The organism is Aliiroseovarius sediminis, from assembly GCF_022678485.1.
In the GTDB taxonomy this organism is placed as follows: domain Bacteria; phylum Pseudomonadota; class Alphaproteobacteria; order Rhodobacterales; family Rhodobacteraceae; genus Aliiroseovarius; species Aliiroseovarius sediminis.
On the sequence record NZ_JALBYP010000018.1, the window covers coordinates 102,323 to 122,100 of the forward strand.

At 60.4% G+C, this 19,778-nt stretch carries 16 protein-coding genes; 11 read left to right on the forward strand and 5 right to left on the reverse strand.

The window, feature by feature from the left end:
- On the reverse strand, positions 1-714 hold the full coding sequence (locus MN186_RS00600) for a CoA transferase subunit A (RefSeq protein ID WP_242110867.1): 714 nt from the start codon (positions 712-714) through the stop codon (positions 1-3).
- 216 nt (positions 715-930) lie between these two features.
- On the opposite strand from MN186_RS00600, the gene MN186_RS00605 reads away from it, so the two are divergent.
- Together MN186_RS00605 and MN186_RS00610 are read left to right on the forward strand one after the other, a co-directional pair.
- Positions 931-1,404, forward strand: a complete 474-nt coding sequence (locus tag MN186_RS00605; protein ID WP_242110868.1) for a hypothetical protein — start codon at positions 931-933, stop codon at positions 1,402-1,404.
- 43 nt (positions 1,405-1,447) lie between these two features.
- The gene (locus MN186_RS00610; RefSeq protein ID WP_242110869.1) at positions 1,448-1,960 is read left to right on the forward strand and encodes a helix-turn-helix transcriptional regulator; all 513 of its coding nucleotides are present in this window, start codon (positions 1,448-1,450) and stop codon (positions 1,958-1,960) included.
- Positions 1,961-1,996: 36 nt separating this feature from the next.
- On the opposite strand, the gene MN186_RS00615 is transcribed toward MN186_RS00610, so the two are convergent.
- Together MN186_RS00615 and topA are read right to left on the reverse strand one after the other, a co-directional pair.
- Complete coding sequence (locus MN186_RS00615) at positions 1,997-2,554, reverse strand: L,D-transpeptidase (RefSeq protein WP_242110870.1); 558 nt, start codon at positions 2,552-2,554, stop codon at positions 1,997-1,999.
- A 157-nt stretch (positions 2,555-2,711) separates the two neighbouring features.
- Positions 2,712-5,273 carry a type I DNA topoisomerase gene (topA, locus tag MN186_RS00620; RefSeq protein WP_242110871.1) on the reverse strand — a complete coding sequence of 854 codons (2,562 nt, stop codon included), beginning with the start codon at positions 5,271-5,273 and terminating at the stop codon, positions 2,712-2,714.
- Positions 5,274-5,507: 234 nt separating this feature from the next.
- Here topA and MN186_RS00625 point away from each other — a divergent pair, with 234 nt between their 5' ends.
- On the forward strand, positions 5,508-7,910 hold the full coding sequence (locus MN186_RS00625) for an ATP-dependent helicase (protein WP_242110872.1): 2,403 nt from the start codon (positions 5,508-5,510) through the stop codon (positions 7,908-7,910).
- Positions 7,911-7,919: 9 nt separating this feature from the next.
- Here MN186_RS00625 and MN186_RS00630 read toward each other — a convergent pair whose 3' ends face one another.
- A complete protein-coding gene (locus tag MN186_RS00630; RefSeq protein WP_242110873.1) occupies positions 7,920-9,185 on the reverse strand; it encodes a SulP family inorganic anion transporter in 1,266 nt (421 codons plus the stop codon).
- A gap of 468 nt (positions 9,186-9,653) precedes the next feature.
- Positions 9,654-9,869 (reverse strand): DUF1127 domain-containing protein, encoded by a 216-nt coding sequence (locus MN186_RS00635; RefSeq protein ID WP_242110874.1) that lies wholly within the window; start codon positions 9,867-9,869, stop codon positions 9,654-9,656.
- A gap of 362 nt (positions 9,870-10,231) precedes the next feature.
- Here MN186_RS00635 and MN186_RS00640 point away from each other — a divergent pair, with 362 nt between their 5' ends.
- The 8 genes from MN186_RS00640 (at position 10,232) to mraY (ending at position 19,637) form a co-directional block, all read left to right on the forward strand.
- A complete protein-coding gene (locus MN186_RS00640; RefSeq protein WP_242110875.1) occupies positions 10,232-11,308 on the forward strand; it encodes an Mrp/NBP35 family ATP-binding protein in 1,077 nt (358 codons plus the stop codon).
- A 650-nt stretch (positions 11,309-11,958) separates the two neighbouring features.
- The gene (gene mraZ, locus MN186_RS00645; RefSeq protein ID WP_242110876.1) at positions 11,959-12,474 is read left to right on the forward strand and encodes a division/cell wall cluster transcriptional repressor MraZ; all 516 of its coding nucleotides are present in this window, start codon (positions 11,959-11,961) and stop codon (positions 12,472-12,474) included.
- 1 nt (position 12,475) lies between these two features.
- Positions 12,476-13,474 (forward strand): 16S rRNA (cytosine(1402)-N(4))-methyltransferase RsmH, encoded by a 999-nt coding sequence (gene rsmH / locus MN186_RS00650; RefSeq protein ID WP_420838877.1) that lies wholly within the window; start codon positions 12,476-12,478, stop codon positions 13,472-13,474.
- On the forward strand, positions 13,474-13,815 hold the full coding sequence (gene ftsL, locus MN186_RS00655) for a cell division protein FtsL (protein WP_242110878.1): 342 nt from the start codon (positions 13,474-13,476) through the stop codon (positions 13,813-13,815). Before rsmH ends, ftsL begins: the two co-directional genes overlap by 1 nt.
- Complete coding sequence (locus MN186_RS00660) at positions 13,812-15,611, forward strand: peptidoglycan D,D-transpeptidase FtsI family protein (protein WP_242110879.1); 1,800 nt, start codon at positions 13,812-13,814, stop codon at positions 15,609-15,611. The genes ftsL and MN186_RS00660 overlap by 4 nt, the downstream gene beginning before the upstream one ends.
- 31 nt (positions 15,612-15,642) lie before the next feature.
- Entirely contained in the window at positions 15,643-17,121 is a 1,479-nt protein-coding gene (locus MN186_RS00665) for a UDP-N-acetylmuramoyl-L-alanyl-D-glutamate--2,6-diaminopimelate ligase (protein ID WP_242110880.1), read from the forward strand.
- The gene (locus MN186_RS00670; RefSeq protein ID WP_242110881.1) at positions 17,118-18,533 is read left to right on the forward strand and encodes a UDP-N-acetylmuramoyl-tripeptide--D-alanyl-D-alanine ligase; all 1,416 of its coding nucleotides are present in this window, start codon (positions 17,118-17,120) and stop codon (positions 18,531-18,533) included. The genes MN186_RS00665 and MN186_RS00670 overlap by 4 nt, the downstream gene beginning before the upstream one ends.
- Before the next feature lie 21 nt (positions 18,534-18,554).
- Positions 18,555-19,637, forward strand: coding sequence for a phospho-N-acetylmuramoyl-pentapeptide-transferase (mraY, locus tag MN186_RS00675; protein WP_242110882.1), 1,083 nt, complete (start codon positions 18,555-18,557; stop codon positions 19,635-19,637).
- The last annotated feature ends 141 nt before the right edge of the window (positions 19,638-19,778 follow it).

Sequence of the window (19,778 nt, forward strand, 5' to 3'; positions counted from 1 at the left end):
TTATGCCTCCCGGATGGTGCGTTGTTCGATGCGCTTCTCGTGCTCGCCTTGGATAAGGCGGTGCACATAAATGCCCGGCAAGTGGATTGTGTCAGGGTCAAGCGAGCCAGTCGGCACAATCTCTTCCACCTCGGCCACGCAGACCTTGCCACACATGGCAGCGGGCGGGTTGAAGTTGCGGGCGGTCTTGCGGAAGACAAGGTTGCCGGTTTCGTCCGCTTTCCACGCCTTCACGATGGACAGATCGGCAAAGATACCTTGCTCCAGGATATAGGTCTCGTCCTCGCCATCGGGGCCGGTTGGGAAGTCTTTATGTTCCTTGCCCTCGGCAATCACGGTGCCCACGCCGGTCTTGGTGTAAAAACCGGGGATGCCGTGTCCGGCGGCGCGCATCCGTTCGGCCAACGTGCCTTGGGGGTTGAATTCAAGTTCCAACTCGCCCGATAGATACTGGCGCATGAACTCGGCGTTTTCACCCACATAGGACGAGATCATCTTTTTCACCTGCCGGGTCTGCAACAGGATGCCGATGCCGAAGTCATCCACGCCGGCGTTGTTCGACGCAAATGTCAGATCCTTGGCGCCATCTTCCTTGATCGCTTGAAGCAGAAGCTCGGGGATGCCGCACAGGCCAAAGCCACCGGCGGCAATCAGCATCCCGTCGCGCAGAACCCCGTCAAGGGCCTCGGCGGCGCTGCCATATACCTTTTTCATGAAAGTTACCTCTCGTCAGTTGTTGCATCTGTTCTGGCGTGCAGGCGGTGCAAAGTCAACGAAACCCGACTGCTTGGCGCGGGTCTGCGTATTTCTACCTGCCGGGGCGGTCTATAACTTTGGTTGGTTGTGGCCCTGACCAACCAAAGTCCAATATGCTGAGGTGTGAAATTGGCGATAGCTGAGCGCAGTCAAATCGCAACAAAGGAGATTGACATGCACACCACCAAAACCGCAAACACCTTCGTCACCGCGGTCGTGCTGGCCATGCTGGCCGCACCTGCAAGCGCCCAAACCACCCGCGATGAGGTGGTCGAGATGTTGGCCGCCGAGGGTTACACCGAGATCACGATCAAGCGTAGCCTGTTTGGCAACACCCGCATTGAAGGCGAAGGCCCGAAGGGTGAACGCGAGGTCGTGCTGGGCAAGAACGGCGACGTTCTGCGCGATCGGTTCGAACCGAATGACGACGATGATGATCGCGATGACGACGACCGGGACGACGATGACGACCGGGATGATGACGATGATGATCGCGACGACGATAACTACCGCGACGATGATCGAGATGATGATCGCGATGACGATGATGATCGCGATGATGACGACCGGGACAATGATCGTGATGACGGCCGCGACAATGATCGTGATAACGACCGCGACAATGATCGTGACGATGATGACGACTGATCCGACCTGATCGGATGTCATTCAAACCAAAGCGGAGGCCGACATGAAACCTGCAACCCTGACCAAGATCGGTGTTGTCATCTATGCCGTGTCGGCCCTCGCGTTCTTGCACAGCCTGTTGGGCGAGATTACCGGCTATCGCCTGTTTCATTACGGGTGGGTGGTGCATGAAATCACCGAACTTGCGACGCTTCTGGGTTTCATCATCGGTGGCCTGTTGATGTGGCGCAGCCATCGTCTGCTACACATCCGCAATGCCGAGGTCGAACGGCTGTTGCGGGCGGCCAAGGGTGAGTTTACCGCGCTTTTGCAGGCTCAATTCGCCCAATGGGCGCTGACCGAAGCGGAACAGGACGTGGCCCTTTTAACCGTAAAGGGCATGAGCGTGGCCGAGATTGCCGAGGCGCGCAGTACCAGCCAAGGCACTGTCAAATCACAGAACAATGCGATTTACCGCAAGGCCGGTGTCAAAAGCCGGACCCAACTGGTTGGCGTTCTGGTTGAGGAGTTGTTGGTCGGGCCGGAAGTGCCAAAAAAGAAAATGGACGCAGCCTGAGCTGCGTCCATAATTCCATCTAACCGGCGCGGCGGATCAGATCAATCGGACCTGCGCCCCCACGGGGGTGATGGCGAACAAATCGGCGATGGCATTGTTGTAAAGCCCGATACAGCCATCCGAACTGCGTCGCCCGATCTTGCGCGTGTCGTGCGTGCCGTGGATCAGATAGGCAGGCCAATCCAGATACATCGCGTGCGTGCCCAGCGGGTTGTCAGGGCCCGGCGGCATATAGTGCAGTTCGGGGTTGCGTTCGATCATGCTGGGCGTGGGTGTCCAGTCCGGCCCGACCTTCTTGCGCACGACCTTGGTATAACCGGTCTTGGTCAGCTCGTCCGTCATCGGAACCGAGGTCGGGAAGATGCGATAATCGCTGCCATCCGCGCTCCAGTAATGCAGGGCGCGTGATACCGTGTCGCAGACAATTGTCACCCGGTCCAGCTTGTCGAAATGGTCGCGCCAATCCTGGTTGGCAAAGCTCGACGCGTTGCGTTTTGCGGTTTCAATCGCCGGGGCGGCAAGGCCACTGCGCGGCATGATCAAGGTTGCGGTTGCGCCTGCAATCACGGCGCGACGAGATAAGATACGTGTCATGGTGAGGCTCGTTATTTTCGTTGCGTTTGGCGGCACTCAAACCAACCTGCGCCGGGGGTTCAACTCACGAATGCGCGAGTTCGAATGTGATCGGCAGGCCTGTCGCATTTTTGGCCCGGATCGGGGGAATCCGGGCCATACTGGGTCGCTCGCACGTCTACGTTTTTTTGGCTGTAGCTTTTTTCTTTGGGGCGGGTTTCTTTTTCGCTGCGGCCTTCTTTTTCGCAGGCTTCTTCTTCGCGGCCTTCTCGGCGATCAATTCGACGGCCATTTCCATCGTGACGTCTGCGGCTTCCACATCCTTGGGAATGGTCGCGTTGACCTTTTCCCATTTCACATAGGGGCCATAGCGTCCGTCCATGACGTTCACCGGGCCGCCATCTTCGGGATGTTCACCGAGTTCTTTCAGGGGCTTAGCCGCCGCACGTCCACGTCCGCCGGGATTGGCGCGTTTTTCCGCCAGCATCTCGACCGCGCGGTTCATGCCGATATCGAACACGTCAGCGGGGTCTTTCAGGTTGACATAGACGGGCTTCGCCTCGCCTTCTGCCTGGTGCATGATGTAGGGGCCGAACCGGCCGAAATTGGATTTGACATCACCGCCATCGGGGTGGTCGCCCACGACACGGGGCAGAGACAGCAGGACCAGTGCTTTTTCCAGTGTGATCTCGTCCTTGTCCCAGCCTTTGGGCAGGGACGCGCGCGGCGGCTTCTTGTTTTCCGGTGTCGGTTCGCCGCGCTGCACGTAAGGCCCGAACCGACCGGATTTCAACCAAATCTCGTCGCCCTGATCTTCGCCCAGCAGACGTTCATCGCCTTCGGCGCCTTCACCGGCGATCGGGCGGGTATAGGTGCATTCTGGATAGTTGCCACAGCCGACAAACCCGCCCGTGCGCGAGGTTTTTAGGTGCAGTTTGCCTTCACCACATTTTGGGCAGATACGCGGGTCGGAGCCATCTTCGCGGGGTGGATAAAGCTGCGGGGCAAGGGCCGCGTCCAGCTTGTCGAGCACCTCGGAAATCCGCAGGTCGGATGTTTCCGAAATCGCGGCTGAGAAATCCCTCCAGAAGCGCGCCAGGACTTCCTTATAATCCATGTCGCCGGCCGAGATCTCATCCAGTTCTTCTTCCAAGTTCGCGGTGAACTCGTATCCCACATATTTGCGGAAGAAGTTCATCAGAAAGATCGTCACGATCCGGCCTTTATCCTCGGGAAACAGGCGGTTCTTGTCCTTGCGGACATATTCGCGGTCCTGGATCGTGGTGATCACCGACGCATAGGTCGAGGGGCGACCGATGCCCAGTTCTTCCATGCGTTTGACCAACGTCGCCTCGGTGTAACGGGGTGGCGGCTGGGTGAAGTGCTGTTCGGGCGTGACGCCCTTTTTCTCGGCCTTTTCGGCTTCCATGATCTGCGGCAGGCGCTTGTCGTCGTCATCCACCACTTGGTCGTCGCGGCCTTCTTCGTAGACCTTCAGGAAGCCTTCGAACACGACAACCTGACCGGTGGCGCGCAGCACGACCTGACCGTCGGATGAGCCCACATCAACCGTGGTGCGTTCAAAGCGGGCGCTTTCCATCTGGCTGGCGAGTGTGCGTTTCCAGATCAGGTCGTAAAGCTTGCGTTGATCGGGTTCTAACCTGGCTAGATCGTTCGCGGAAACGGTCATATCCGTTGGGCGGATACATTCGTGCGCTTCCTGTGCGTTCTTGGCTTTGTTCTTATAGATACGCGGCTTGGCGGGGATGAATTCCTTGCCATAGCGGTCGGTGATCGCGTCGCGTGCCGCGGCCACGGCCTCGGGCGCCATGTCGATCCCGTCGGTCCGCATATAGGTGATATAACCCGCTTCATAGAGACGCTGGGCGGTCGACATCGTCTGGCGCGCGCCAAAGCCGAACTTGCGGCTGGCGTCTTGTTGCAAAGTCGATGTCATGAAGGGCGGCGAGGGGTTGCGGGTAGCGGGCTTGGCCTCGACCGATTGAACCGACAGATCGCGCGACGAAATCGCCTGCACCGCCATTTCAGCGGCGGTCTCATTCTCTAGGTCGTAACGGTCGAGCTTCTGGCCGCCCAAGACCGTCAGTCGCGCCTCGAACTCCTGCCCTCGCGGCGTGGAAAGCAGCGCCTTGACCGACCAGTATTCGCGGGCGTTGAACGCCTCGATCTCTTCCTCGCGCTCAACGATCAGACGCAGGCAAACCGATTGCACACGACCCGCCGACCGCGCACCGGGCAGTTTGCGCCACAGAACGGGCGACAGGTTGAAGCCCACCAAATAATCCAGCGCACGACGGGCCAGATAGGCCTCTACCAGATCGGTATCCACGTCGCGCGGCTGCTGCATCGCTTCGGTCACGGCGGATTTGGTGATCGCGTTGAACACCACGCGGCTGACCGGTGTGTCCTTCTTGATCGCACGCCGCTTGCGCAGGGCTTCTTCAAGGTGCCACGAAATCGCTTCGCCTTCACGATCCGGGTCAGTCGCGAGGATCAGGTTGTTATCGTCTTTCAACGCATCCGCAATGGCGCGCACGTGCTTGGCGCTGTCGCGACCAATTTCCCATTTCATGGCAAAATCGGCGTCGGTATCAACCGACCCATCCTTCGCGGGCAAATCACGCACATGGCCATAGGATGCCAGCACGGTGTAATCCGACCCAAGATACTTGTTGATGGTCTTGGCTTTGGCCGGGCTTTCAACGACGACAACTGGCATGAACTTCCTCTCGACTCAGTCAGGCCACGTTATATTGACCCCTCATCACGGGGCGTTAGATGGGTTGGGAAGGGGCATGTTGTCAATGGCGTGTCATTATATATAGGCGGGTCTGTCGCCGCGCCCCCTTTAGGGGGCGGAGAATTTGACGGCAAAGCTGACATTCGATTTGCGCAGAAAGAACATTCGTGGAACACTCTTCCCACCCGCATCCCCCGTTGATAAAGAACCCCCATGAGTGAATTCGACGAAAACGACGCATTCGAGGCCGCCGCCCGCCCCAGCCTGTCAGCGCAGGCGATGGCGGCGCGCCCGATGCCTTACCTTGATGGGCTGAACCCTGCGCAACGCGAGGCGGTCGAGGTGTTGAACGGCCCAGTCCTGATGCTGGCGGGTGCGGGCACCGGCAAGACCAAGGCCCTGACCACCCGCATCGCGCATCTTCTGAACACCGGGCAGGCGCGGACGAACGAGATCCTCGCCGTGACCTTCACCAACAAGGCCGCGCGCGAGATGAAAGAGCGTGTCGCCAGCCTGTTGGGCCAGACGGTTGAGGGGATGCCGTGGATGGGCACGTTCCATTCGATCTGCGTGAAGCTTCTGCGTCGTCATGCGGAGCTTGTGGGGTTGAAAACGAACTTCACCATTCTGGACACAGACGACCAGATCCGGCTGATGAAACAACTGATTGCCGCCAACAATATCGACGAAAAACGCTGGCCCGCGCGGTTGCTCGCTGGCGTGATCGACAATTGGAAAAACCGCGCATGGACGCCCGAGGTGCTGCCGGCGTCCGAGGCCAACGCATTCAACGGTCGCGGCCCTGAGCTTTACGCGCAATATCAGGCGCGGCTGAAGACACTGAACGCATGTGATTTTGGCGACCTGCTGATGCACATGGTCACGATTTTTCAGAAACACGACGACATCCTGAAGCAATACCAAAGCTGGTTTCGCTACATCCTTGTGGACGAATACCAAGATACCAACGTGGCCCAATACCTGTGGCTGCGCCTGCTGGCCGCCGGTCACAAAAACATCTGTTGCGTAGGCGATGACGACCAGTCGATCTATGGCTGGCGCGGGGCAGAAGTGGGCAATATCTTACGGTTTGAAAAGGATTTTCCGGGCGCGAAGGTGGTGCGGCTGGAACAGAACTACCGCTCGACCGCGCATATCCTTGCCGCCGCGTCTGGCGTAATTGCTGGCAACGAGGATCGACTGGGCAAGGAATTGTGGACCGCGGCTGAGGGCGGCGAAAAGGTCCGCCTGATCGGCCATTGGGACGGCGATGAAGAAGCCCGCTGGGTCGGTGAGGAAATCGAGGCGATGCAATCGGGCACGCGGGGCAGGGCACCGATGTCGCTGGATGATATGGCGATTCTTGTCCGCGCCTCCCACCAGATGCGCGCGTTCGAAGATCGGTTCTTGACCATCGGTCTGCCGTATCGCGTCATCGGCGGCCCGCGCTTTTACGAGCGTTTGGAAATTCGCGACGCGATGGCCTATTTCCGGCTGGCGGTGTCTCAGGATGACGATCTGGCGTTTGAGCGCATCGTGAATACGCCCCGCCGGGGGCTGGGCGACAAGGCGGTGCAGACCATTCAGGGGCTCGCGCGCCAAAACGGCGTGTCCCTCGTTGAAGGCGCGCGGATAGCGGTGGACACGGGCGCGATCAAAGGCAAGGGTGGCAAGGGGCTGGCCGAACTGGTCATGGGGCTGGATCGCTGGCACGCGCAACTGCGCGCCGAGGCTGACACCCATGTCGAAATGGCTGAAGTAATCTTGGAGGAATCCGGCTACACCGACATGTGGCTGAACGACAAAACACCCGAAGCGCCGGGGCGGCTGGAAAACCTCAAGGAACTGGTCAAAGCACTGGAAAGTTTCGAAAACCTGCAAGGATTTTTGGAGCATATCAGCCTGATCATGGACAATGACACCGACGATGCGGAAGAAAAAGTCACGATCATGACGCTGCACGGCGCAAAGGGGTTGGAATACCCCGCCGTGTTCTTGCCGGGGTGGGAGGACGGACTGTTTCCATCCCAACGCTCGATGGATGAAGGCAAGGTCAAAGAGACGGGGAACGGAAGCGGGTTGGTCAATTTGGGCCTCGAAGAAGAGCGCCGGCTGGCCTATGTCGGCATCACACGGGCCGAGGAGATTTGCACGATCTCGTTTGCTGCCAACCGTCGGGTTTATGGGCAGTGGCAAAGCCAGCTTCCGTCGCGCTTCGTCGATGAACTGCCCGCGGACCATGTCGAGGTGCTGACCGCGCCGGGGCTTTATGGTGGTGGCTACGGCGGTGCGGCGGGCGATTTTGGGGCGTCACCGTTGGAGGACAAAGCCAGCCGGGTGGACGCTTATAACTCGCCAGGGTGGAAGCGGATGCAGGCGCAGGGCGCGTTGCGTAGCAAGCCCAGCCCGAACGAATCGCGCGGGCTGGTGATTGATCTTGAGGCCGTGTCGTCCTTCACGCAGGGTGACCGGGTATTCCACACCAAGTTTGGCTATGGCACGGTGATGGGCATCGAAGGCGACAAGCTGGATATCGAGTTTGACAAGGCGGGTGCCAAGAAAGTCGTTTCCAAGTTCATAGTGCCTGCCGCGCAGGCGGGCGACGTGCCGTTCTAAGGCGGTGCGTTAACGGTCCGGCGGGGTCCAGTCCTTCTCGGGCGCGGCGCCATGGCGGCGCAGGCGCAGCGCCAACCCGACCGAAACACCGACGCCAATGGCGATGGTCAGGTCCGCAAACACCGTCAGCACCAGCGTCAACAACAGCAGCACACGGTCAGACACGCGCGTTTGTAGATAGCCGCGCCATTTCTGCGGCTCGCTCATGTTCCATGCGGTCAGGATCAACAGCCCCGCCAAGGCAGGCATCGCAAGATATCCGGCCAGCGGGGCGGCCAGCAGCATGACCAGCAGAATGGTCAACGCGTGAACGATCCCGGCAACCGGCGTCTTGCCGCCCGCGCGGACATTTGTCGCCGTGCGCGCAATTGCGCCTGTCGCGGGCAAGCCACCGAATAAGGCAGACCCGATATTGGCAAAGCCCTGCGCCAGAACCTCGGCGTTGGGCCTGTGCTGACCGCCGATCATCCGGTCGGCCACCATCGCCGATAGCAGTGATTCGATGCTGGCCAGAAAGGCGATGACAATGGCGGATGGCAAAAGCTCGGTCAGTCGTGCGATGCTGATATCGGGAAGGGTGGGGGTGGGCAGGGTGCTGGGCAGCGCACCGAAGCGCGAAAAGATCGTGTCGACCGGCAGGGCCACCAGCGCGACCGCCGCAGACGTAACGCCAACCGCGATGATCAGCCCTGGAAATTTCGGTGCGAACCGCCGCAAGGCAACGATCAGCACCATCGTTGTTAGCCCGATTGCCAAGGCCGCGCCGCTGACGCTACCGCGCGCCGCCCAGAGGGTGCTCATCTTGGCGATGAACTCGGCCGGGACTTCGGTAGTGGACAAGCCGAACAGATCCTTGATCTGACTGGCTGCGATGATGATCGCGATGCCGATGGTGAAGCCGTTGATGACCGGTTCGGGCACATATGCCACCAGATTACCCGCGCGCAGATAGCCTGCGACCAACATGATGATCCCCGCCATCAGTGTCGCCAGCACCAGCCCGTCATAACCGTGATCGGCAATAACGCCATAAACCACGACGATGAATGCGCCGGTTGGCCCGCCGATTTGTACCCGGCTGCCGCCAAGAAATGAAATCAGAAACCCGGCAACGATGGCCGTCACCAGCCCCTTTTCCGGCCCCGCGCCTGATGCGATGGCAATGGCGAGGCTTAGCGGCAGGGCAACCATTGCCACGGTCACACCTGCGATCAGGTCACTTGTGAATTGCTCGCGGTCATAATCGCGCAAAGTTGTCAGGATTTTGGGCTTCATAGGACGAGCTATCCCGCCAAATCCGGCAAAATCAACCGATAAATGCGCAAACCCGGTATGCGGGGAAGCACCAAGCACGCGACATCCCCTGCGTCCACAAAAAAACGGCGACGCCCGGGAGGAGGTGGGCGTCGCCGTTCCTGGATGAGGCAGGCCCCCGGGAGGAGGTAGGAGCCCGACATCAGGTGGCTCGGGGTCTGGGAGGAGGTAGACCCGTTGCCGTATCGGTTTGCCTCTGGGAGGAGGTAGAGGAAACCGGATCTTTGGGGGTGCGGTGACACCTGGGAGGAGGATGGTGCCACCGCGACCCGCGGACCTTCTATGGGAGGAGGACGAAGGTCCGAAACTGTGTGTCCGATGCTCTATGCCCGGACTTATGTGATCGTGCAGCGGGGACCGGGGAGGAGTTCGGCCCCCGCCGCCAATCAAGGCCACCACCAAGGGAGGAGGAAGTGGCGGCCAGGAAACTTATTTTCCGTAAACTGCCATATGCGACACAAAACTGACCGAGACGCGGCTGATACCCAAGTCAGACAACTCGCGATCTGACAAACGGCTCAGCTCGCGAACGGTTGCGCGATATTGTGCGCGTTGGGCCAGTTTTTCTTTCAACTCGGCAAAGCGGGCGTTCAGGCGATCCACGATTCCAGCCGGGGCGGACAGGATTTCATTTGCGTATGTCATATTCATTCTCTCTTTCGTCTCATCCACAGATCCCTGCGGGCGGGGCGGCCGTTGCCGCTGTATTTGTGTTGGCGCTCACAGCGTCGTCTTGAGGCAGTAGATGGGCCGAATGCTGCAGATGCACAATACCCACAAAGGCAAACCCGATATGCAGCCGGTGCATACGTAAAAATGCCTTAAAAATAATGATTTAATGCCGCAAATAGGTTGACGCTGGGTTAGCTTCAGCAGTGCCAATTTGGGGTCGTCTGGGTTGACCTTGGGGCACGTCTGACCAGGCCTGCCGTCTGCCTTGCATTTCGATGCCTCTTGCACCTGTCGTGAAAGCTGCCAAGTAATGCGTAACCCAGAAGGAGGCACGAATGTCAGATATGCGCGAAAAGATCATGGGCACCTTGTCCACCATTGCATTGCCGGACGGGGGCGACCTTGCCTCGCGCGATTTGGTGCGCGCGCTGACGGTAAATGAGGGGGCGGTCAGTTTCGTGATCGAGGCGCCGACGCCCGAGGAAGCCGCGACCATGGAACCCCAACGCCGCGCCGCCGAGGCTGCTGTGGCGGCCTTGAACGGGGTCGAGCGTGTCTCGGTTATTCTGACGGCGCATGGTCCTTCTAAGGCCGCGCCGCAGCCGCCTAACCTCAAGTTCGGCGGCCATCCAAAGCCACAGGCGGGGCCGCTGCCGGTGCCAGGAGTGACGAACGTCATAGCCATCGCGTCTGGCAAAGGCGGCGTGGGTAAGTCGACGCTCAGTTCGAACCTTGCCGTCGCGCTGGCGCGTCAGGGGCGCAAGGTTGGCTTGCTGGATGCCGATATTCTGGGGCCATCCCAGCCGCGCATGATGGGCACCAGCGAACGCGCATCCTCATCCGATGGCGAACAACTTGCGCCAGTCGAAGCGCATGGCGTGAAGATGATGTCCATCGGATTGATGCTGAAATCCGACCGTGAGGCGGTGGTGTGGCGTGGCCCGATGTTGATGGGCGCATTGCAGCAGTTGATGTTCCAGGTCGACTGGGCGCCGTTGGATGTGCTGATCATTGACCTGCCGCCGGGCACGGGCGATGTGCAGCTCACGCTGGCGCAGAAATCCCAGATCACCGGCGCGATCATCGTCTCCACGCCGCAAGATGTGGCCCTTCTGGATGCGCGCAAGGCGATTGATATGTTCGCCAAGGTGAAGGTGCCGATCCTTGGTCTGGTCGAGAATATGTCGACCTATGTTTGCCCCCAATGCGGGCACGAGGCGCATCTGTTCGGTCATGGCGGTGTTCGCGAAGAGGCCGCAGAGCTTGGCGCGCCCTTCCTTGGCGAAATTCCTCTGTCTCTGGATGTGCGTCTGGCTGGTGACAGCGGCAGGCCCGCCGCATTGGGCGAGGGGCCGGTGGCTGATGCCTATGCCGCGCTGGCCCGAGATTTGGTGGCACGCGGCATCGCCTGAGTGAACTGAACCATCTGTAGCGATCGGCCCGTGGGAAACCATGGGCCGTTTTTGCTTCGCCTCATGGGAATTCATGGGGATTGGGCTGGCGACACGTAGAATCTTTCCAAAAAAGGCGGCCAGATTCGATCTTTTTCGATCTGGATACCCTCGGTTTGCGACATATTTGCCCCTGATAACCCAAAATATGGGAAATCGAGGGATTTTTTTATGCTGCGTATGCAGCACTACATTTGGTGTCTGGATGGCGTACTTTCTGCTAAGTGTCGTTTCGGCGGGGTCAAAATTGACGCTATATGTTGTTTTCCAGACCCCTTCTGAACAACATATGCCCAACTTGTCCCATAAAAAACTATTGCGTCCCACGAATTCCCAAGCTATCCCTAATTACAAGATGAGGACGGGACATAAGAGGCACCAAGACCTCCAGACACTCCCAAGTCAGGTTTCATACAGGCACCCGCTTCATCCCAAGAAAGAGATCCGGCGCGAACGCGAGCAGACATCCCCCCAGGTGGCGCGCGCAGCTGGACACCCGGAAACGGGACAGGCGGCGGATTGGGCAGTGGCAGCAGCTCAATCCGCCGTTTCTATTTCAGCCCCGGCGACAGATCGGGGCAGGAAAACGGGACAGTGAAGGAGCCGCGAAAGTGGCACGCAGATTCAGAGGTGAAAGCCGCCACAAGGTGGACGCAAAGGGCAGGGTTTCGATCCCAGCCCTGTTTCGCCGTGTGCTAGAAGCTGGCGACCCGGACTGGACCGATGGTTTGAACCCCAACATTGTCATTGTGTATGGCGATCACCGTCGCAATTTCCTTGAATGCTATACGATCGAAGCTATCGACGAGGTTGACGAACAGATAGCCGACCTGCCACGTGGTTCGGTCGAGCGCCGCTCGCTTGAACGCATGTTCAACGGTCAGTCTCTGCCGACAACGGTGGATGACACCGGTCGCCTTGTGCTGCCCGCGAAGTTGCGCCAGAAGATTGGGCTTGAGAATGAAGCCTTCTTCATCGCCACCGGCGACACATTCCAGATCTGGAAGCCCGAGACGTACGAAAACGTCGAAATGGCCAAGGCCGAGGCGTGGCTGGACGCGCAACCGGATGATTTCGACCCCTTGACCTTGCTGGGCGGGGCGCCGAAACCCGAAAGGGATGGCTGACATGACCGACCCGGCTGCCACCGAAAAACGCCCTCATATCCCAGTTTTGCTACGGCCGCTTTTGCAAGCGGTCGCGCCTGTTTCTGGTGGCTGGGTCGATGGCACATTCGGGGCAGGTGGGTATACGCGCGGATTGTTAGACGCGGGCGCCGACTGGGTCTGCGGCATCGACCGTGATCCGATGGTGTTCGACATGGCTGCCGACTGGGCGGCGGACTACGGCGACCGGCTGACACTGCGCGAAGGCACATTTTCCGACATGGACGAACTGGCAGGCCGCCCCTTGGACGGCGTGGTGCTGGATCTTGGCGTCAGCTCGATGCAGCTTGACCTGGCCGATCGTGGCTTTTCCTTCATGCGCGACGGGCCGCTGGATATGCGGATGAGCCAATCCGGCCCCACCGCTGCCGATATCGTCAATCAGGCGGACGAAGAGGCGCTGGCTGACATTCTGTATCACTATGGCGAAGAACGCGCCTCGCGCCGAATTGCGCGGGCCATTGTCAGGGCAAAGGCTGAGGCACCGTTTGAGACGACGCTGCAACTGGCTGGTGTCGTTGAGAAATGCCTGCCGCGCTCAAAGCCCGGCCAGAGCCACCCGGCCACCCGGTCGTTTCAGGCCATCCGCATCGCGGTGAATGACGAATTTGGGCAGTTGATCGACGGGCTGGAGGCCGCCGAACGGGCCTTGAAGCCCGGCGGCAAGCTGGCGGTCGTCACCTTCCATTCGATGGAGGACCGCGTGGTGAAGCGATTCTTGCAATCCCGCGCGTCTGAAGGCGGCGGCGGGTCGCGCTATGCCCCGCAAGAGGCGGCAGAGACGCCACGCTTCAAGCTGACCCCGCGCAAAGCCATCGCGCCCGACGCGGACGAGCTTGCCGTAAACCCGCGCGCCCGGTCGTCGCGCTTGCGCGTGGCCACCCGGACTGACGCGCCTGCTGGCCCCTCGGACCGGCGTAAACTTGGCCTTCCACCCCTTGTTTTCAAGGAAAAATCATAATGCGCAGCTTGCTTTACATCACATCCGCCTTGGTCGTCATGGCGTTGGCCTACTGGGCTTATTCCGAGAACTATAAAACGCAGGCCTCGCTGGATCGGGTCGAGCAGTTGCAACGCGAGATCGGCCAGATGCAGGAACAACTGGCCGTCCTACGCGCGGAATGGGCCTATCTGAACCGCCCTGATCGGCTGCGCGATCTTGCCGAGCTGAACTATGGGCGTCTTGGCCTGTTGCCGCTGGCGCCTGAGCAATTCGGGCGGGTCGATCAGGTGGCCTATCCCCCCGATGATATGCCGGAAATCACCGAAACCTTCGATGTCTTTGGGGAGATTGACCAATGACCCGCGTCCCACTGCGCCCGCTTGCCCGCATTCTTGACGCCCGTGCCAAAGGTGAAAATCCCGATGCGATCGAGCGTGAGAACCTGCTCCACCGCCACGACGAAATCCGGGACCGGTCACGCCTGCGCTCGGAGGGGCGACTTTTGGTGCTGGCGGGCTTGTTCCTGTGCGCCTTCCTTGTGGTTGGCGGACGGATGGCCGCGCTGTCGGCCACTGATCCGCGCGAGCCGCGCGCCTATGCGCCGGGGGCATCCATCGCTACCGCACGCGCCGATATCGTGGACAGGCAGGGGCGTATCCTTGCCACCAACCTTGTGACGCATGCGTTGTATGCGCAGCCCCCGCAGATGGTCGATCCGCTGCGTGCGGCGGATGAACTGGTCAAGATCTTCCCAGACCTGAAACGCGAGCGACTGGTCAAGGACTTTACCGGCAAGCGCAAATTCCTGTGGATCAAGAAGAAACTCAGCCCCGAGCAGAAGCAGGCCGTGTTCGATATCGGCGAGCCCGGTCTTCTGTTCGGCCCGCGCGAGATGCGCTTGTACCCCAACGGCAAACTGGCCGCACATGTTCTGGGCGGGGCAAGTTTCGGTCGTGAAGGGGTCAGCGCCGCCGAGGTGATCGGCGTGGCTGGCGTCGAAAAACAGTTCGACGAATACCTGCGCGACCCTGCCAATGGCGACAAGCCGCTTGAGCTTTCGCTGGATCTGACCATTCAGGCTGCGGTTGAACGCGTGCTCTATGGTGGGATGAAGCTGATGAACGCCAAGGGCGCGGCCTCGATCCTGATGGATGTGCATACCGGCGAGGTGATATCGGTCGTGTCGCTGCCCGATTTCGACCCCAACAAGCGTCCCCGGGTGCTGACCAAGGGCGACCAATCTGACAGCCCCTTGTTCAACCGCGCGGTGCAGGGGGTTTATGAACTGGGATCGACCTTCAAGATTTTCACCGCCATTCAGGCGATGGACCTGGGGCTGGTCAACGAAAACACAATCATTGACACCGGGGTTCCGATGAAAATTGGCGGCTATCGGATCGGTGAATTCAGGGGCAAGAATTACGGCAAGCTCAGCGTGGCCGATATCATCGTGAAATCCTCGAACCGGGGCACTGGACGCATGGCGCTTGAGATCGGCCCCGAACGCCAGCAGGAATTCTTGCGCACGCTTGGCCTGTTCGACCGCACGCCGTTCGAAATCGTCGAGGCGCGCGGCTCGACCCCCCTGCTGCCCAAGCGCTGGGGCACGCTTAGCACGGTCACGATTTCCTATGGGCACGGGCTGTCCTCGACCCCGATGCATCTGGCGGCGGGCTATGCGGCGATTGCCAATGGCGGATTTGGCGTGAAACCCACAGTGTTGAAACAGCACCGACTGGCACGCGGCCCGCGGGTGATGTCGGCTGCATCGGCTGCGGCGGCGCGTGATATGCTGCGCAAGGTGGTGACGGAAGGCACCGCATCCTTTGGCGAGGTGGCAGGATATAAAGTGGCGGGTAAGACGGGCACCGCTGACAAGCCGAAAGAACAAGGCGGTGGGTATTACAAGGACAAGGTGATCAATACATTCGCCAGCATGTTTCCGGCTGACAAGCCGAAATACGTGCTGGTTGTGACGCTGGATGAACCAGTCGAGACATCAGGCCCGAAACCCCGCCGCACCGCCGGGTGGACCGCAGTGCCGGTTGCCGCTGAAATCGTGCGCCGGGTGGCCCCGTTACTGGGGTTGAAGCCCGAACCCGAACCGATCGTTGAATCCTTTGCGGCAAGTGGGGTAACACTGGCGGCGAACTGATCACAAGGGACGGAATATCATGGGCGCTGAGATGACGACGAAAAGCCTGGCGGAGCTGGGGCTAAGCGCCCGCGGTGGCCAAAGGGCAGACATCACGGGCCTGTCGGTTGACAGCCGCAACGTCAAGCCCGGCCATCTGTTTGCCGCCCTTCCGGGGTCGCGAATGCATGGCGGCGAATTCATCCAATATGCGCTTCGCATGAAGGCGGCCGCCATCCTGACTGACTCCGAAGGGGCCAAGATCGCCAAGACCGAGTTAGAGGCATCCGACGCGGCCCTAGTTGTGACCGAAGACCCGCGCATGGCGTTGGCCTATGCTGCGGCACTTTGGTTTGGCGCGCAGCCCGATAACATGGTGGCGGTCACCGGCACCAACGGCAAGACTTCGGTCGCCAGTTTTACTCGCCAGATCTGGACTTTACTGGGGATCGAGGCGGCCAATCTGGGCACCACGGGGGTCGAAGGCGCCTATACCGCGCCGCTGAAACACACGACGCCTGAGCCGATCACCCTTCACAATATGCTGGCCAAGATGGCAGGCGCGGGTGTGACCCATGCAGCGATGGAGGCGTCAAGCCACGGGCTTGCCCAACGCCGTCTGGACGGTGTGCGCTTGTCAGCGGCGGCGTTTACCAATTTCACCCAAGACCACTTGGATTATCACGCAAGTTTCGATGAATACTTCGCGGCCAAGGCCGGGCTGTTCGCGCGCGTCCTGCCTGAAAACGGTACGGCAGTGATCAATCTGGACGACCCCAGAGGCGGCGAAATGGCGACGATTGCGCAGGCGCGTGGGCAGCATCTGATCCGCGTGGGGCAGAGCGATAAATGCGACCTGCGCCTGACCGCGCAACGTTTTCATGCAAACGGACAAGAGGTTATGTTTTCTTGGAGCGGCACCGCCCACACGGCAAAGCTGCGGCTGATTGGCGGGTTTCAGGCCGACAACGTGCTGGCGGCAGCTGGGCTGGCCATTGCGTGCGGCGCCGACCCCGCGCGGGTGTTCGAGACATTCGACGACCTTGAAACCGTGCGTGGCCGAATGCAGCATGCCGCAACCCGCGACAATGGCGCGGCGGTGTTCGTCGATTTTTCCCACACGCCAGATGCGTTGAAATCGGCCCTGCGCGCCCTGCGCCCGCATGTGATGGGCCGGATCGTCGTTGTGTTCGGCGCTGGCGGAGACCGCGATACAACGAAACGCAAACTGATGGGGCAGGCGGCGGCCGAGAATGCCGATGTTGTGTTCGTCACGGACGACAACCCGCGCACCGAAGACCCCGCCGCCATCCGCGCCATGGTGATGGAGGGATGCCCCGAAGCCATGAATGTCGGCGACCGGGCCGAGGCGATCCTGCGCGGCGTCGATGCGCTTGGCCCCGCCGACGCGCTGTTGATCGCCGGCAAAGGGCATGAAACAGGGCAAACCGTGGGCGAAACCGTGCTGCCGTTTGACGACGCCGAACAAGCCTCGGTCGCGGTGGCCGCATTGGACGGGCGGCTGGCATGAGCTTGTGGCGCGCCACCGACGCAGCCCGCGCGACCGGTGGGCAGGTGCGCGGCGATTGGGCGGTGGACGGCGTGTCCATCGACACCCGCACCATCCAGCCCGATGATCTGTTCGTAGCGCTGAAAGACGCCCGTGATGGCCATGATTTTGTCGTCGCGGCGTTTGAAAAAGGTGCTGGTGCGGCGATGGTCAGTCGCATTCCGGATGGGGTGGCCCCCGATGCGCCCTTATTGATCGTTGACGACGTGCTGACCGCGCTAGAGGCGCTTGGCCGGGCTGGTCGGGCGCGCACGCAGGCACGCGTCATCGCTGTGACGGGGTCGGTCGGCAAAACCTCGACCAAGGAAATGCTGCGTGCAATCTTATCGCCACAAGGCCGCACCCATGCCGCCGAAGCGAGTTATAACAATCACTGGGGCGTGCCGCTGACGTTGGCCCGAATGCCGCAGGACACTGATTTCGCGGTGATCGAGATCGGTATGAATCACCCCGGTGAAATTGGCCCCCTGGCCCGCATGGCCCGGCCTGATGTGGCACTGGTGACGACCGTCGCCGCTGCGCATCTTGAGGCGTTCGACGACCTTGCCGGTATTGCACGCGAGAAGGGCGCGATCTTTGAAGGGTTACAGCCGGACGGGACCGCCATCGTCAATGGGGACCTCGACACCTCGCCGGCGCTGGCTTTGGCTGCGAACGGCTTTGATCTGCAAAGTTTCGGCGAGGGCGCTGCCAACAATCACCGGCTAACCCATGTCACGCTGACCCCCGAGGCCACGATTTGCAAGGCCATGATCGGCGGGGATGAACAACTGTTCAAGATTACCGCGCCGGGGCGGCACTTTGCTATGAACGCGCTAGCCGCAATCGTCGGAGCGCGCGCGCTGGGGGCCGATGCAACGCTGGCCGCCCGCACGATCAACCAATGGCAACCGCCGGCCGGTCGCGGCACGCGCGAAGACGTGGTCCTGGACCCGGCCGAGGGTCTGACCCTGACCCTGATCGACGATGCGTTCAACGCTAACCCCACCTCGGTTGCCGCCGCGCTCGAGGTGCTTGGGGCGATGGCGCCTGTGGATGGTGTCGGCCTTATCCAGAAGGGGCGCCGCATCGCAATCCTGGGCGACATGCTGGAGCTTGGCCCCGACGAAATGGCACTTCACGCGGGGCTGGCCGACCTGCCGTTCATTGCCGCCATCGACCAGATTCATTGCGTCGGGCCGCGGATGCACGCCCTGTGGGGGCGGTTGGCGGGTGATCAACAGGGCGTGTGGGTAGAAGATGCCGCCCAAATGGCCCCTCACTTGCGCCGGATTGTGGATGCGGGCGATGTGGTGTTGGTCAAGGGCTCAAAGGGATCTCTGGTGTCTCAGACGGTTGACGTCCTGCGAAAAATGGGTCAATCGCTTCGATAATTCCAAAAAGGGACCTACCACATGTTGTATTGGCTGACCGAGTTTTCGGACGGTGGCGATGTTTTCAACCTGTTTCGCTATATCACCTTCCGGGCGGGCGGCGCATTCTTCACGGCCCTGATTTTCGGCTTCATCTTCGGCCAACCCCTGATCAACATCCTGCGCCGCAGGCAGGGCAAGGGGCAACCGATCCGCGACGATGGCCCGGAAAGCCACAAGGAAAAGCAGGGCACGCCGACGATGGGCGGTCTGCTGATCCTGTCGGCGCTTCTGGTCTCGACCCTTTTGTGGGCGCGGCTGGATAACCCTTATATCTGGATCACGCTGTTTGTCACTTATGGCTTTGGTCTGATTGGTTTTGCTGACGATTATGCCAAGGTCTCGAAAGCGACGACTGCGGGAGTGTCGGGCAGGCTGCGCATGGCGCTGGGACTGTTGATCGCGGCAATTGCCGGGTATCTTGCATCAATTTTTCACCCCGAAGAACTGCAATTTCAGCTGGCGCTGCCGTTCTTCAAGAACACACTCCTGAACATGGGTCTGTTCTTCGTTCCCTTTGTGATGATCGTGATCGTGGGGGCGGCGAATGCGGTGAACCTGACCGATGGTCTGGACGGACTGGCGATTATGCCAGTTATGATTGCTGCGGGCACGCTGGGCGTAATCGCCTATGCTGTTGGTCGCGTCGACTTCACCGAGTATCTAGAGGTGCACTATGTGCCTGGCACGGGCGAACTGTTCATCTTCACCTCGGCGCTTATTGGTGGGGGGCTCGGCTTCCTTTGGTATAACGCCCCGCCCGCCGCCGTGTTCATGGGCGACACCGGATCGCTTGCCTTGGGTGGCGCGCTGGGTGCCATCGCAGTCGCCACCAAACACGAGATCGTGCTGGCCATCGTCGGCGGCCTTTTCGTGGTCGAGGCGCTGTCGGTCATCATTCAAGTGCTCTATTACAAACGCACGGGGCGACGCGTGTTCCTTATGGCGCCGATCCATCACCATTTCGAACACAAGGGCTGGCAGGAACCGCAGATCGTCATCCGCTTCTGGATCATCTCGCTGATTCTCGCGCTGATCGGGCTGGCAACACTGAAAGTGCGCTGACCGCCCGTTTCTTCTGGCCTGAAATATCCCGGGGTGAGGCGCGCTTGCAAAGCGGGCCGAGGGGCAGCGCCCCTTTCCTGAACCCCAAGCGGGGGCTTTTGTTTCCACGCGCTGTGGTCTAGCCATTATGAAACGAACTCG

Bases quoted from the DNA above. Each gene is read 5' to 3' on its own strand.
- topA (WP_242110871.1), bottom strand. From the start codon at position 5,273: ATGCCAGTTGTCGTCGTTGAAAGCCCGGCCAAAGCCAAGACCATCAAC.
- mraY (WP_242110882.1), top strand. From the start codon at position 18,555: ATGTTGTATTGGCTGACCGAGTTTTCGGACGGTGGCGATGTTTTCAAC.
- MN186_RS00670 (WP_242110881.1), top strand. From the start codon at position 17,118: ATGAGCTTGTGGCGCGCCACCGACGCAGCCCGCGCGACCGGTGGGCAG.
- MN186_RS00665 (WP_242110880.1), top strand. From the start codon at position 15,643: ATGACGACGAAAAGCCTGGCGGAGCTGGGGCTAAGCGCCCGCGGTGGC.
- MN186_RS00610 (WP_242110869.1), top strand. From the start codon at position 1,448: ATGAAACCTGCAACCCTGACCAAGATCGGTGTTGTCATCTATGCCGTG.
- rsmH (WP_420838877.1), top strand. From the start codon at position 12,476: ATGACCGACCCGGCTGCCACCGAAAAACGCCCTCATATCCCAGTTTTG.
- MN186_RS00630 (WP_242110873.1), bottom strand. From the start codon at position 9,185: ATGAAGCCCAAAATCCTGACAACTTTGCGCGATTATGACCGCGAGCAA.
- ftsL (WP_242110878.1), top strand. From the start codon at position 13,474: ATGCGCAGCTTGCTTTACATCACATCCGCCTTGGTCGTCATGGCGTTG.
- MN186_RS00635 (WP_242110874.1), bottom strand. From the start codon at position 9,869: ATGACATACGCAAATGAAATCCTGTCCGCCCCGGCTGGAATCGTGGAT.
- MN186_RS00600 (WP_242110867.1), bottom strand. From the start codon at position 714: ATGAAAAAGGTATATGGCAGCGCCGCCGAGGCCCTTGACGGGGTTCTG.
- MN186_RS00605 (WP_242110868.1), top strand. From the start codon at position 931: ATGCACACCACCAAAACCGCAAACACCTTCGTCACCGCGGTCGTGCTG.
- MN186_RS00660 (WP_242110879.1), top strand. From the start codon at position 13,812: ATGACCCGCGTCCCACTGCGCCCGCTTGCCCGCATTCTTGACGCCCGT.
- MN186_RS00615 (WP_242110870.1), bottom strand. From the start codon at position 2,554: ATGACACGTATCTTATCTCGTCGCGCCGTGATTGCAGGCGCAACCGCA.
- MN186_RS00640 (WP_242110875.1), top strand. From the start codon at position 10,232: ATGTCAGATATGCGCGAAAAGATCATGGGCACCTTGTCCACCATTGCA.
- MN186_RS00625 (WP_242110872.1), top strand. From the start codon at position 5,508: ATGAGTGAATTCGACGAAAACGACGCATTCGAGGCCGCCGCCCGCCCC.